General features: G+C 65.5%; 14 protein-coding genes. 9 read left to right on the forward strand and 5 right to left on the reverse strand.

The annotated features are described in order from the left end of the window. Nucleotides 1-118 precede the first annotated feature (118 nt). Nucleotides 119-415 (forward strand): acylphosphatase, encoded by a 297-nt coding sequence (locus U5768_RS13500; RefSeq protein WP_069261571.1) that lies wholly within the window; start codon nucleotides 119-121, stop codon nucleotides 413-415. A 67-nt stretch (nucleotides 416-482) separates the two neighbouring features. Here the strand turns inward: U5768_RS13500 and egtD are convergent, their stop codons facing one another. Next, complete coding sequence (gene egtD, locus U5768_RS13505) at nucleotides 483-1475, reverse strand: L-histidine N(alpha)-methyltransferase (protein ID WP_322030903.1); 993 nt, start codon at nucleotides 1473-1475, stop codon at nucleotides 483-485. Between the two features lie 399 nt (nucleotides 1476-1874). Between egtD and rarD the strand changes: the two genes are divergently transcribed. Further along, the gene (gene rarD, locus U5768_RS13510) at nucleotides 1875-2768 is read left to right on the forward strand and encodes an EamA family transporter RarD (protein WP_322030904.1); all 894 of its coding nucleotides are present in this window, start codon (nucleotides 1875-1877) and stop codon (nucleotides 2766-2768) included. 42 nt (nucleotides 2769-2810) lie between these two features. On the opposite strand, the gene U5768_RS13515 is transcribed toward rarD, so the two are convergent. Next, a complete protein-coding gene (locus U5768_RS13515; protein WP_322030905.1) occupies nucleotides 2811-3359 on the reverse strand; it encodes a DUF962 domain-containing protein in 549 nt (182 codons plus the stop codon). Between the two features lie 122 nt (nucleotides 3360-3481). On the opposite strand from U5768_RS13515, the gene U5768_RS13520 reads away from it, so the two are divergent. The 3 genes from U5768_RS13520 to U5768_RS13530 all read left to right on the forward strand — a co-directional run bounded on the left by U5768_RS13520 (nucleotide 3482) and on the right by U5768_RS13530 (nucleotide 6389). After that, entirely contained in the window at nucleotides 3482-4213 is a 732-nt protein-coding gene (locus tag U5768_RS13520; RefSeq protein ID WP_322030906.1) for a Crp/Fnr family transcriptional regulator, read from the forward strand. Nucleotides 4214-4394: 181 nt separating this feature from the next. Next, entirely contained in the window at nucleotides 4395-5036 is a 642-nt protein-coding gene (locus U5768_RS13525) for an HAD family hydrolase (protein WP_322030907.1), read from the forward strand. A 111-nt stretch (nucleotides 5037-5147) separates the two neighbouring features. After that, on the forward strand, nucleotides 5148-6389 hold the full coding sequence (locus U5768_RS13530) for a dienelactone hydrolase family protein (protein WP_322030908.1): 1242 nt from the start codon (nucleotides 5148-5150) through the stop codon (nucleotides 6387-6389). Between the two features lie 12 nt (nucleotides 6390-6401). Here U5768_RS13530 and U5768_RS13535 read toward each other — a convergent pair whose 3' ends face one another. Then, nucleotides 6402-6662 carry a hypothetical protein gene (locus tag U5768_RS13535; protein WP_322030909.1) on the reverse strand — a complete coding sequence of 87 codons (261 nt, stop codon included), beginning with the start codon at nucleotides 6660-6662 and terminating at the stop codon, nucleotides 6402-6404. Nucleotides 6663-7038: 376 nt separating this feature from the next. On the opposite strand from U5768_RS13535, the gene U5768_RS13540 reads away from it, so the two are divergent. Both U5768_RS13540 and U5768_RS13545 read left to right on the forward strand, forming a co-directional pair. Next, nucleotides 7039-7986 (forward strand): peptidoglycan DD-metalloendopeptidase family protein, encoded by a 948-nt coding sequence (locus U5768_RS13540; RefSeq protein ID WP_322030910.1) that lies wholly within the window; start codon nucleotides 7039-7041, stop codon nucleotides 7984-7986. Nucleotides 7987-8008: 22 nt separating this feature from the next. After that, nucleotides 8009-8593 carry a YSC84-related protein gene (locus U5768_RS13545; RefSeq protein WP_322030911.1) on the forward strand — a complete coding sequence of 195 codons (585 nt, stop codon included), beginning with the start codon at nucleotides 8009-8011 and terminating at the stop codon, nucleotides 8591-8593. A 37-nt stretch (nucleotides 8594-8630) separates the two neighbouring features. Here U5768_RS13545 and U5768_RS13550 read toward each other — a convergent pair whose 3' ends face one another. Both U5768_RS13550 and U5768_RS13555 read right to left on the reverse strand, forming a co-directional pair. Continuing rightward, on the reverse strand, nucleotides 8631-9419 hold the full coding sequence (locus U5768_RS13550; protein ID WP_322030912.1) for a DNA/RNA non-specific endonuclease: 789 nt from the start codon (nucleotides 9417-9419) through the stop codon (nucleotides 8631-8633). 206 nt (nucleotides 9420-9625) lie between these two features. Further along, the gene (locus tag U5768_RS13555; RefSeq protein ID WP_322030913.1) at nucleotides 9626-9985 is read right to left on the reverse strand and encodes a DUF3564 domain-containing protein; all 360 of its coding nucleotides are present in this window, start codon (nucleotides 9983-9985) and stop codon (nucleotides 9626-9628) included. 312 nt (nucleotides 9986-10297) lie between these two features. On the opposite strand from U5768_RS13555, the gene U5768_RS13560 reads away from it, so the two are divergent. Both U5768_RS13560 and U5768_RS13565 read left to right on the forward strand, forming a co-directional pair. Continuing rightward, nucleotides 10298-10720, forward strand: a complete 423-nt coding sequence (locus tag U5768_RS13560; RefSeq protein WP_322030914.1) for a rubrerythrin family protein — start codon at nucleotides 10298-10300, stop codon at nucleotides 10718-10720. A 161-nt stretch (nucleotides 10721-10881) separates the two neighbouring features. Next, the gene (locus tag U5768_RS13565) at nucleotides 10882-12234 is read left to right on the forward strand and encodes a heterodisulfide reductase-related iron-sulfur binding cluster (protein WP_322030915.1); all 1353 of its coding nucleotides are present in this window, start codon (nucleotides 10882-10884) and stop codon (nucleotides 12232-12234) included. Nucleotides 12235-12271: the final 37 nt, after the last annotated feature.

Consider the following 12271-nt stretch of genomic DNA (forward strand, 5'->3'; position numbering starts at 1 on the left):
GCATCGGTGATGGCGCCGCGTGCGCAGCGTGGCACGGATTGTACGTGGCGCGGGCCCGGCGCGCGTGCGCGTTGGCGTCTACAATGCCGACCGTAAAGCATGCATGGAGAAAGGATCAATGAGCGAACCGGATCTGGATACGCGCCTCGAAACGTACTACGTGCGCGTGCACGGGACGGTGCAGGGCGTGGGTTTTCGTCACGCGACGGTGCGCCAGGCGCACGCCCTGCGCATTCGCGGCTACGTCGCCAATATGGAGGACGGCTCGGTCGAAGCCGTCATTCAGGGTACGGCCAATCAGGTGGACCGCATGCTTTCGTGGCTGCGCCACGGGCCGCCCGCCGCGCGCGTGAGTTCGGTGGAAAGCGAGGAGCGCCTGACCGAAAAACGTTACGAACGCTTCGAGCAGCACTGAAATCCGCCCGATAAAAAAGCGGTGCGCCAATGGCCAGGCGCACCGCTTTTTTCGTTTCCGGCGCCGCTTACTTCACGGCCAGCAGGCTCTCCGCGAATCCCCATTCTTTTTCGACCCACTGGCGCGTGCATTCGAAGCCAGCGTCGGCGGCAATGGCCGGGATTTCGTCGGCGTGGTACTTGTGGCTGCTCTCGGTCCAGATCGTTTCGCCCGCGCCGATCTCCACCGTGAGATTCGCCGAACGCACCGCGGCGCGCACGTCGCGCTTCGCCCGCAGATGCATTTCGATGCTGCGCACATCGGGATTGAAGCGCGCGATGTGCTCGAACGCGCGCAGGTCGAAGTCGGCGTCAAGCTCGCGGTTGATGCGCGAAAGCAGGTTCAGGTTGAACGCGGCCGTGGCGCCGATGGCGTCGTCGTACGCGGCGATCAGCGTATCGACGGGCTTGACGAGGTCGGTGCCGAGCAGCAGCGTGTCGCCGGGGCGCAGCATCGCGCGGATATCGCGCAGGAAACGCGTGGCGGCGAGGCGCGCGAAGTTGCCGATGGTGCTGCCGAGAAAGAGCACGAGCAGTTGTTCGCCTTCCTTGCGCTGGCGGCTGACTTCGGAAAGGCCCGCGAGATAGTCGCGCTCGTACCCCACGATCGAAATGCGCTCGATGTCGGCGAGTTCGCGGCGGCACAATTGCAGCGCGGTGCGCGAAATTTCGATCGGACAGTACGACGTGGGACGCTTGCGGCACAGCGCTTCGAGAATGCGGCGCGTCTTGCGCCCGCTGCCGCTGCCGAGTTCGGCGACTTTCACGTCGGAGGGCAGCGCTTCGACGATTTCGGCCGCGTAGCGCGTGAGCAAGCGTTCCTCGCTGCGTGTGACGCCATACTCGGGCAGCACGGTAATGACCTCGAAGAGGGCCGAGCCGACTTCGTCATACAGATACTTCGACGGCAGTTCTTTTTGCGGCGAGCGCATCAAACCCGCGCGCACATCGGCGGCAAAGGCGCTGGCGGCGGGGGAAAGAGCGGAGTCGGCGACGGCGGGGCGGGGCGCAGAACGTGACATGCGGGCTCCAGGGGGCGTTGGACATGGGACGTCAGGGACGGCGTTGCGATTCGCGGCGACCGGCAAAGGCACGGTGCCCGGGGCGAGCCAGACGCGGCTTTGGCCGGCGTGGCGAGACTTACGTTCTAGTCCATCGTTGCACGATCTGCCGGACTAAATTGCTCGGCCTGCGCTCCGCCGGAAGTCGCGCACGGCATGTTCCCGCCTTGCCCCGCATGGGTTTGCGCCGCCCGCGGGCGCCTGCCGCCGCTTAAACGCGACTAGAATGCGGTCTCGCCGACGGCAACGCCTTATTCAATAGCCAATTCAAATGACAACGTTTTTACTCGCGAGCGCGAAATCCGCGCGCCGCTTCGCTCGCGATCTCCGCGCTTTCGCTTTCCGTCCCCGCGCGTGCCGATGAACCAGTACGAACCCGGGCGCGGCATTGCGCTTTCCGTGGGCGCTTCGGCGCTGTTTGCGCTGATGTCGGCCTATACGCTTTTGCTCGCGCCGCTCGGCGGCCTCGATATTTTCGCGTGGCGCGTGATCTGGACCGCGCCCGGCGCGCTGGCCCTGCTGGTGCTGCGCAAGCGCGCGCCGCAATTGCGCGCGCTCCTCGCGCGCATGGCGCGTGAGCCGCGCACCGCGCTCGCGCTGGTGGCGAGTGCCGCGCTGCTGGGCTCGCAACTGTGGGTGTTTTTGTGGGCACCCCTGCACGGCCGTTTGCTGGAGGTGTCGCTCGGCTACTTCCTGCTGCCGCTCATCATGGTGCTGGTGGGGCGCTTTTACTATCGCGAGCGCCTCGAACCGCTGCAATGGCTCGCCGTCGCGTGCGCCGCTGTGGGCGTGGCGCACGAACTGTGGGCCACGCACGCGTTCTCGTGGCCCACGCTGCTCGTCGCGTTCGGCTATCCGCCGTATTTCGTGCTGCGCCGCAGGATTCACGCGGATTCACTCGTCACGTTCGCGGTGGAGATGCTGCTGCTCGTGCCCGTAGCAGTGATCGAAGTGCGCGCGGGCGGCTCGCTCGCGCTGCTCGACGCGCACAGGTTTCTCGCCTTCGCGCTGCTGCCCGGACTCGGCGTCCTCAGCACCGTCGCACTCGCGTCGTACCTGAAGGCGAGCCGGCTGCTGCCGATGGCGCTCTTCGGCATCCTCGGCTATGTCGAGCCGGTGCTGCTCGTGCTCGTTTCGGTGACGCTGCTGGGCGAACATCTCGGCATGCGCCAGCTCGGGACTTACGTGCCGATCTGGCTTGCCGTCGCGCTCACGGCGGTTCATGCGGCGCGGCTGGTACGGTTCGAACGCTGAGGGCGGTGAGGGCGCTGAGGGCGCGCCAGCGCGCGGCGGCTTCTACTGCCGCGCCTCCTGAGCGCGCGGCGGGTTGATGCGCGTGGGTCCCACCTTTGCCTCGATATCCGCGCGCAGCGCCGGGCGCCAGCCGATGCTGAACAGCGCTTCGGCGAGCACGAAAAGCGGGCCGATCACGAGACCGATCAGATCGTCGACGAAGGCCGGCTTGCGATGCTCCCACGCGACATGCCCGACGAACTGAAAGATCCAGCCGATCACGAACAGCGCCACGCCGCTGACCAGCCACGCGGCGGTGCCTTGCTGCGCGAGCCAGGCGCCGAACGCCACGCACGCAACCGAGACGACGGCCATCATGAGGCCGAGCGGCACGTCGAGCACGAGGTAATAGATCGTTGCCGCGCCGAACAGGAGCCATGCGGGCGAGAGTGGAACCGCGAAGCCGAGCGCGTTGAGCGCGATCGCGGGACGCGAAAGCAGCACCGCAAGCGCAAGCACGATAAGCGGAATGCCGACGAAATGCGTGCCGATGTTGCGCGCGTCGCGATGATAGGCCGCGTACTGGGTGAGTTGCTCGGTCAGGTTACTCATAGGTGTCTCTCTGTCTCCAAAATCATTATGATCGTCGGGCTCGTGAACGCAAACATTCGGCTAGCCGACATTTGCGCCGCTTTCGCCTCATGTCGATATCCTGGCCCGCTTGCCCAGCCCCGATGACTTCGCGCTCCGTTCCGCCCCTCACCGCCGGTTCGTCGTCCGCCGCCGCGCTCGATCGCAGCACGTGGTTTCGCGGCGCGCCCGAAGCGTTGCGCGACGCGCTGCGGGCGGCGGGGCGCGTGCGCACGTTGCAGGCGGGCGAGCGCCTCTTCATGCGCGGCGACTCCGACGACGGCCTCTACTGCGTGCTGGAAGGCGCGGTGCGCGTGGGGACGGCGAGCGTAACCGGCCGCGAGGCGCTGCTCGCCGTGGTCGGGCCCGCGCATTGGTTCGGCGAGATCGCGCTCTTCGACGGCGGCGCGCGCACGCACGACGCCTACGCCGAGCGCGATTCCACGCTATTTCACGTGCCGCGCGCCGCGCTCGCGGCGCTGCTCGACGCCACGCCTGCATACTGGCACGCGTTTGGCCTGCTGCTCGCGCAGAAGCTGCGTCTCGCGTTCGACTTCATCGAGGAAACCGCGCTGCTGGGCGCTTGCGCGCGGGTGGCGCGCCGGTTGTTGCTGCTTTCGAACGAGTATGGCGAGGCGGCCGCCGCGCAAGGCGGCCCGCGCGCCCGGCGCGTGATCAACGTGCCGCAGGAGGATCTCGCGCTGATGCTCGCCCTCTCGCGGCAGACGGTGAACCAGATCCTGCGCCAGTTCGAACGCGAGGGGCTGCTCGCGTTGCGCTACGGCGAAATCGAGATCGTCGATGCCGCGGGCCTGGCCACCCACGCGCAGGCGTAAGCGCAACAACGTCTGAGCATCAATGCGCGTCCATATCGATATACATTGATCGATTGCATCAACATAAGAAAAGCCGCGTGCAGACCGTTTGCAGCCGCATTGCATTTACCCCGACAATGACGGCCGTTCGGCGCGCTTACGGGCGTCGCTTTCCCTTTCACCGCCAGGCTCATATCGCTTCATGAACGACCGCGTCGTCGCCGCATTCGATTTTGATGGGACCATTTCCACGACCGACAGCTTTCGCGCCTTCATGCTCGATGCCGCCGGCCCCGCCCGCTTCGCCGCCGCCGCGCTGCGCTGCCTGCCCTCGCTTATCGGCGTGCCGCTCGGCTGGGCGCCGCGCGGGCCGACCAAGGCGCGCTTCCTGTTCGCCGCGATGGGACCCGTGCGGCGCCACGCGCTCGAAGCCGCCGCGCAGCGCTTCGTCGAGCGTCGTTTGCCCGCGCTGCTGCGCCCCGAGATGCTCGCGCGCGTGGCCGAACACCAGGCGCTCGGGCACGAGGTGGTGCTCGTGAGCGCATCGCCGTCGATCTATCTGCGCATGTGGGCGAGGACGGTCGGCATCGGCACCGTGCTGTCGAGCGAACTCGAATGGCGCGATGGCGTGTACACGGGCCGCCTGGCGGGCAACAACTGCTGGGGCCCGGAGAAAGTCGCGCGCCTGCGCGCATGGTGGGGCGAACACGCGCCCGCCACGCTCTACGCTTACGGCGACAGCCGCGGCGACAAGGAAATGGCCGAGCTTGCGCAATATGCCTGGATACGCGGCGAGTCGGCGCTGCCGCCGCTCATGGCGACGGGCGGCTTCGGTGCGGCATGAAGGTCCAACGCGGGTCCAGCGCGGGCCCGAAGCGCGTTCGCCACGCTGCAGCGGCGCGAGATCGACGCTAATCTACGCCAACTCACGGAACCGGAGAGAGGAGACACGCGAATGAACGGACAATGGACCCAGGTGAAGTCGCACGACGGCGGCGAATTCCGCGCCTATACCGCGCTGCCGCCCGAGGGCAGCGGCCCTGGTCTCGTGCTGCTACAGGAGATTTTCGGCGTGAACGGCTACATGCGCGCGCTCGCCGACCGTTACGCCGAGGAAGGCTACGTCGTGATGGTGCCGGACCTGTTCTGGCGTCTGGAGCCGAACGTCGATCTCGGCTACGAAGGCGCCGACGCGCAGAAGGCGTTCTCGCTCTATGAGCGCTTCGACGTCGATCTCGCGATGCAGGACGTGGCGCAAACGCTCGCCGCCTTGCGCGCGCATCCGCAGCATCGCGGCAAGGTCGGCGTGGTGGGTTTCTGCCTGGGCGGCAAGCTCGCGTACCTGAGCGCGGCGCGCACCGACGTCGATTGCGCCATCGGCTATTACGCCGTGGGCCTCGAAAACGATCTGGACGAAGCCGCGCGAATCGCGTGTCCGCTGATGCTGCACTTCGGCGCCGACGACGCCCACTGCGACGCCGCCACGCGCGAGCGCATCGCGCAGGCGCTGGCGGGCAAGCTTGGCGTCGAGCTATACACGTACGCGGGCTGCGATCACGCGTTCGCATCGTCTTCGCGCTCGACGTACGACAAGCCCGCCACGATGATGGCGTACTCGCGCACGCTCGCCATGCTGCGCCGCGTGCTCGGCCCGATCTACGACTTCAACGCGCTGTGGGAAGAGCACTGCTATCAGGAGTTCGTGGCGCGCAACCCGAGCTACGTCATGCCGACGATGGTCGCGCAGCCCTACGTCAACCACATTCCCACAATGACGGGCGGCGTGGGTCACGACGAACTCAAGCGCTTCTACACGCACCACTTCGTGCACTCGAACCCGGAGGACACGCGCCTGATCCCGATCTCGCGCACCATCGGCTCGGACCGCGTGGTGGACGAGTTCATCTTCTGCTGCACGCACGACCGCGAAATCGACTGGCTGCTGCCGGGCCTCGCGCCCACGGGCAAATACTTCGAAGTGCCGATGCTTGCCGTGATCTGCTTTCGCGGCAACAAGCTCTATAACGAGCACATCTACTGGGACCAGGCGTCGGTGCTCGCGCAGATCGGCGCGATCGATCCCACCGGCCTGCCGATCGCGGGCGCGCAAAGCGCAAAGAAGCTGCTCGACGAAACGCTGCCTTCGAACACGCTCATGGCGCGCGCCTGGAGCGAGAGCGAAGGCAAGCCGTTCTAAAGCGCGCCGCGATCAGTTGAACGGATTGTCGACGACGCCGGGCTTCTGGTCCGGCTCGTCGGCGACCTTCGCGGGCAGATGCGCGTCGGCCTGCAGTTTCTTGACGACGTCGTCGAGCGCCGCCTTCAGCGCCAGCGCGGCGGCCAGGCCGCGCTTGTCGCGCGTGATTTCGAGCGTGCCGGCGAGCGTGACGCGCGTCGTGCCGTTCGTGAGCGTGAGCGCGTCGCCTTGTACGTTGAGCACGTCGTCGTCGTTTGCGTATGCGTCGAACACCGTTTGATCCTCCTTTTGTGTGCATCGATGGTGCGGCCCGCATTATAGGAAGCCAGGCCTCCCACCTTCAATCCTCTTCATCGATTCCTGCCAGCCGCTTCTTCCCGCTTCGACTTTTTTGCCTGGATTTAAGGCTGAATTGTCACGTCAATGTCAAAACTGCACGTCGGCAAGCCACTCGCGCTGATGCAGGTCAACTCGCTCGCGCTAAACCACGGCATCCGCAAGCAAACCAACGATGATGACGCACCCGCGCCCACGCGCGCGGACGTATCTGTGCCAGTGCGAGCAAGGAGTCATCGATGGGAATTCTGGATAAGGTATCTGAAAACGCGGGAGCGGACACGGCGGACAACGCCGATCCGCGCGCCTGACGATGCGCGGCCAGCATCAAGGCGCCGCGCGGGGCGCCACGGCCTGGCGCAGCGTGGCGGGCGCGACGCTCGCGTTAGCCATCGCGCTTGAATTCACATTGAGCGGCTGCACGGTCACGCCGTGGCGTACCGCGCAAAACGACGATGCCGAAACGTCCGGCGAAACCAGCGTCACGACGACCGCCGTGCCGCCGCCGGCCGTTGCCGCTTCCGCGTTGCCCGCGAAGTCCGTTGCCGCCGAGGCCGCGCCTGGCTTTTATCGCGTGAAGCCCGGCGACACGCTCTATCACATAGCGAAAGCCTCGGGCCAGCGCCCCGCCGACGTCGCAAGCTGGAACAAGCTGCCCGCCGATGGCAAGGTCCAGGTGGGCCAGCTTCTGCGTGTGGCGCCGCCTGCGGCGCCCGCCGCTCCCCCCGCCGCTGTGGCTGCCGCTGCCGCGCCCAAAGCTACGCCCGCGAAGCCCGCTCCCGCGCCAGCGGCCGCTGCGGCAACCGGGCCCGCAGACGCACCGGCAAACGCACAGGCGAACGCAGCCGCCACCCCGCCGGCGGCCGCGCCGAAACCTGCCGCCGCGCGCAGCAACGTCCGTTTCGTCTGGCCGATCGAGGGCAGCGTTGCGCAGCCCTTCAAGGGGAAATCGAAGGGCCTCGTGATCGCCGGGCCGCCGGGGCAACAGGTGAAAGCGGCGGCGTCGGGCCGCGTGGTGTATGCCGGGAGCGGCATGAAGGCGTACGGCAAGCTCGTCATCGTGAAACACGACGCGCATCTGCTTACGGCCTACGGCCGCAACGCAAAGCTGCTCGTGAAAGAGGGCGAAGCGGTGAAACAGGGCCAGCCGATCGCCGTAAGCGGCACCGATGGCGCAGGCATTTCCGCGCTCATGTTCGAGGTGCGCGATAACGGCAAGCCCGTCGATCCGCTCGCGTGGCTGCCGAAGGCAGCGCAGTAATTACTATGGACATCGAAACAAAATGAAGAGAAGGGAATTCGTCGCTGGCTCGCTTGCCATCGCCGGTTGGCTCGCGGCGAGCGCGGGTTGCACGACGACCTCCGGCGATGCCGATCCCGCCACGGAAAACGCCGTTGCGCGCCGCGAGATCGAAACCCGCGTCGACGAAACGCTCGCGCGCCTCTATCGCACCGTGCCGGGCGCGCGCGAACTCATTGCCAAGGCGCGCGGCGTGCTCGTGTTTCCGGAAGTCGTGGGCGCGGGCTTCGTGATCGGCGCCGAATACGGGCGCGGCGCGCTGCGCGTGGAAGGGCGCACGCTCGGCTACTTCTCGACGATGGGCGGCTCGTTCGGCGCCCAGATCGGCGCGCAGTCGCGCGCCATCGTTTATGCGTTCATGACGCGTTCCTCGCTCGACCGCTTCAAGCGCAGCAGCGGCTGGAGCGTGGGCGCGGACGCGACCGTCGCGGTCGTGAAAATGGGCGCCAACGGCAAGATCGATTCTTCGACGGCGGTGAATCCCATCGAGGCGTTCGTGCTGACGAACGCCGGGCTCATGGCGGGCGTGTCGCTGGAAGGCTCCAAGGTCTCGCGGCTCGACATCTAGCGCGTCGTTCGCCTCCTGACCACGTCAATCCGCCCGCTTACCAGCCCCATTTGCTCACGGCAAAGCCGCGGCCATTGAACGTGACCTTCTCTTTCGCCGCGACATCGGCCGGAATGCCCGGAAACGCAATGCCGCTCTGCGCTTCGAGATCGCGCACGGGGCGCACGTCATAGCGATCGACCGCCGTGTTGTCGGCGACGATGGCGAACGCGAGTTGCTGCGAAGGCACGTACACGACCTTGAAGATCTGCGTCGGCACGAGCACGCGCGTCGCGCCGATCGTTTGAAGTTGTGCGCCCGTGAAGAGCGGGCCGGTCACGACATACGCTTCGCCGTATTTCGACGCGAGCTTGCGCACGGCGGCTTCGATATGCGCCCAAAGGCGCTGGTTGTTCTCGCGATTCTGCGGCACGATATTCGCGAGCGAAAACGATTCCGCCATGGCCTGCGCATTCCAGCGGTTGCCCGCGGGGCTCATGTGGCCGCGGTCGAAGCCGCTGCGCTTGTAGTCGGCGAGCGTCGCGCCTTCGCCCTCGGGCAGGCGGTCGTCTTCGAAAAAGCGGTTCGTGCGCGTCATGTCCTTCGCGGCGTCGAGGTGATCGCGCGTGAGATGTTCGGCGGACCACAGCGGACCATGCGTGACGCCGGAATGCAGCACGACGAAATCCGAGTAGCAGAGCACGCGCGTTTTAGGCGCCATGCGTTGATTCGTGAGCGCCGGGAACTGACCGTCGGGCACGAATTGCGAACAGGCCGGAGCGGCAAACGCATGGCTCGCAGCGGCGAGCAGCACGGAGGAAATCAGTGAGGCGAACAGCTTCTTCATCGAGAGGACGGGCAGGACTGGGGTGGGATCAAGCGGGCTGAGAGTATAGCGGGCGCACGCAGGCGCGTGGAGGCGGGAGGAAAGCGGGGCGCAAAAAAACGCGCGCCCGTTGGATGGCGGGCGCGCGTCGTCGCTTGGATAACTCGGCGGCAAACAATGCCGCCTGCATTCAATCAGTAAAGGCGCATCGAATTGTCAACGACGACTCAGCCTGCAAAAAGCGCGTGCTCGGCGTGGACCATCTGGCGGTCCACGGCCTGGAGGCGCCATTGGCCCTCCATCGGCGAATGCGAGGTTTCGCACGACCATGTTGCGTCGCCGTGTGCGGAACTGATTTCCTGACGGCGATTGACATGCAAACCGCGTAGCGTGCAAAGCGGCTCGCTTTCGAGCGGCGCGCACAGCGACGTGACCCCATTCACGTCGCGTAATTCACCCCATTCTGGCAAGTCGATCCCTTCGTGAGACTCGCGTGACCAGCGTTGCTGGTCGGTGTCGAGCCAGAGCACCGCATAGTCGTGATTGACGGTAGGATCGGAACCGTTGATCAGGATCGTAAGTCGCATGGCATCTCCGCAAGATTGATCGGACGCGTCGGCAATTTAAAAGTCTAGGACGACTCCGCGCACGTGCAAGGGAAGAGTGCATGACAGATCGTCGCGCGCATTGCGCGTGCCAGCCCGCGCCCCGTTTATGCGCGGTAGTGCCCACGTAAACCCACCCCCGCCCGCCTACGCTATCGCGCAGATTGAAATTCACAATTGGGAACGCAAACGCCAGAGTCTAGATTGATAGTGCGGCGAAGTCTCCCGGCCATGCTGCATTGCACGAAGGCGAACTGCGTCGCGTCCCCACATATCAGAACGATGGAGGCACAGATGACACAGCTAAAGGGCTCGAAGACGGAAGAAAACCTCAAGGCCGCATTTGCGGGCGAATCCCAGGCCAACCGCCGTTATCTGTATTTCGCAGCCAAGGCCGACGTTGAAGGACAAAACGATGTCGCGGCGCTGTTTCGCTCGACCGCAGAAGGCGAAACCGGCCACGCGCACGGCCACCTCGAATATCTGGAACCGGTAGGCGACCCCGCAACCGGGCTGCCTTTCGGCACCTCGCGTCTGAATCTGCAGGCGGCTATCGCGGGCGAAACGCACGAATACACCGATATGTACCCGGGCATGGCCAAGGCGGCGCGCGAGGAAGGATTCGACGAAATCGCCAACTGGTTCGAAACGCTCGCCAAGGCGGAGCGCAGCCACGCCAATCGCTATTCGAAGGCGCTGGAAGTGCTGGCGGATTGAGGCGGACCGGGTATCGACGCGTGCTTTTCCGCACGCGACGGACGACGCGCGCGCATTTTTGATTCGCGTGCCGGGGGAGAGTACCCGCACGCACGCAGCAAAACAGCGCGCGCGCTGGCTCAATCCGCGTATTGAGCCGAAAAATAAAAGAAGGAGACGTCATGCCCCACAAGGAAGGCAGTCTCGAAGCGCCCACGCGCCACCCGCTCGACTGGCGCTCCGACGCTTTTTACGATCAGGCCCAGCTCGACACGGAACTCGCGCGCGTGTTCGACATTTGCGCGGGCTGCCGGCGCTGCGTCTCGCTGTGCGGCGCGTTTCCGACGCTCTTCGATCTCGTCGACGAAACCGATACCGGCGAAGCGCACGACGTCGACAAGGCCTCGTTCGGCAAGGTCGTCGATCAGTGCTATCTGTGCGATCTCTGCTACATGACGAAGTGCCCCTACGTGCCGCCGCATCCGTGGAACGTGGACTTTCCGCATCTCATGCTGCGCGCGAAAGCCGCTCACTACCGCAAGGGCGAAGTGAAACTGCGCGACCGCGTGCTTTCGAACACCGATGCGCTCGGCCAGATCGCCGGCATTCCCGTCGTCACGCAAATGGTCAACGCCATCAATCACACGAAGGCGATGCGCGCCGCGATGGAAGACATGCTGGGCGTCGATCGCAAGGCGTGGCTGCCCGACTTCGCCACGCACAAGTTTCGTAACGTTGCAAAACGCGCGGCGTCGCGCGAGGTGCGCGACGGCGAACGCACGCCCGGAAAAGTCGCCATTTACGCGACCTGCTACGTGAATTTCAACGAGCCCGGCATTGGCCACGATCTGCTCGCGGTGCTCGACCACAACGAGATTCCCTACGAACTCGTGAAGAGCGAATGGTGCTGCGGCATGCCGCTGCTAGAACAGGGCAATCTGGAGGGCGTGGCGCACAAGCAGTCGCAGAACATGCCCATGCTCGCGCGTTACGCGCGCGAAGGTTATGCGTTGATTGGCGCGGTGCCGAGCTGCGTGCTCATGTACAAGCACGAACTGCCGCTGATGTTTCCCGACGACGCCAACACGAAAGCCGTGAGCGACGCATTCTGGGACCCGTTCGAATATCTCGTGGCGCGCAACCGCGACGGCCTGCTCAAGACCGATTTCCGCGCGCCGCTCGGCAACGTGTCGTATCACGTGCCATGCCATGCGCGCGTGCAGAACATCGGCCGCAAGACGTTCGATCTGCTTTCGCTCGTGCCCGACACGAAAGTGACCATCGTCGAGCGCTGTTCGGGCCACGCAGGCACGTTCGGCGTGAAGAAGGAATTCCACGCCATGGCGATGAAGATCGGCACGCCCGTATTCAGGCAGATGGCTCAGGCCGAGCCAGGTCAGGCCGAACCGAACTTCATTTCTTCCGACTGCCAGCTTGCGGGGCACCACATTGCGCAGGGCATCGAGGAAAACCAGCTTGGCGAGCCGCCGCTCGCTCATCCCATCACCCTGCTGCGCCGCGCCTACGGCATTTAGGGCTCAGCGCCAACCCGCAACCTGCACGAGGCACAAC

Source organism: Paraburkholderia sp. J76 (genome assembly GCF_905220295.1).
In the GTDB taxonomy this organism is placed as follows: domain Bacteria; phylum Pseudomonadota; class Gammaproteobacteria; order Burkholderiales; family Burkholderiaceae; genus Paraburkholderia.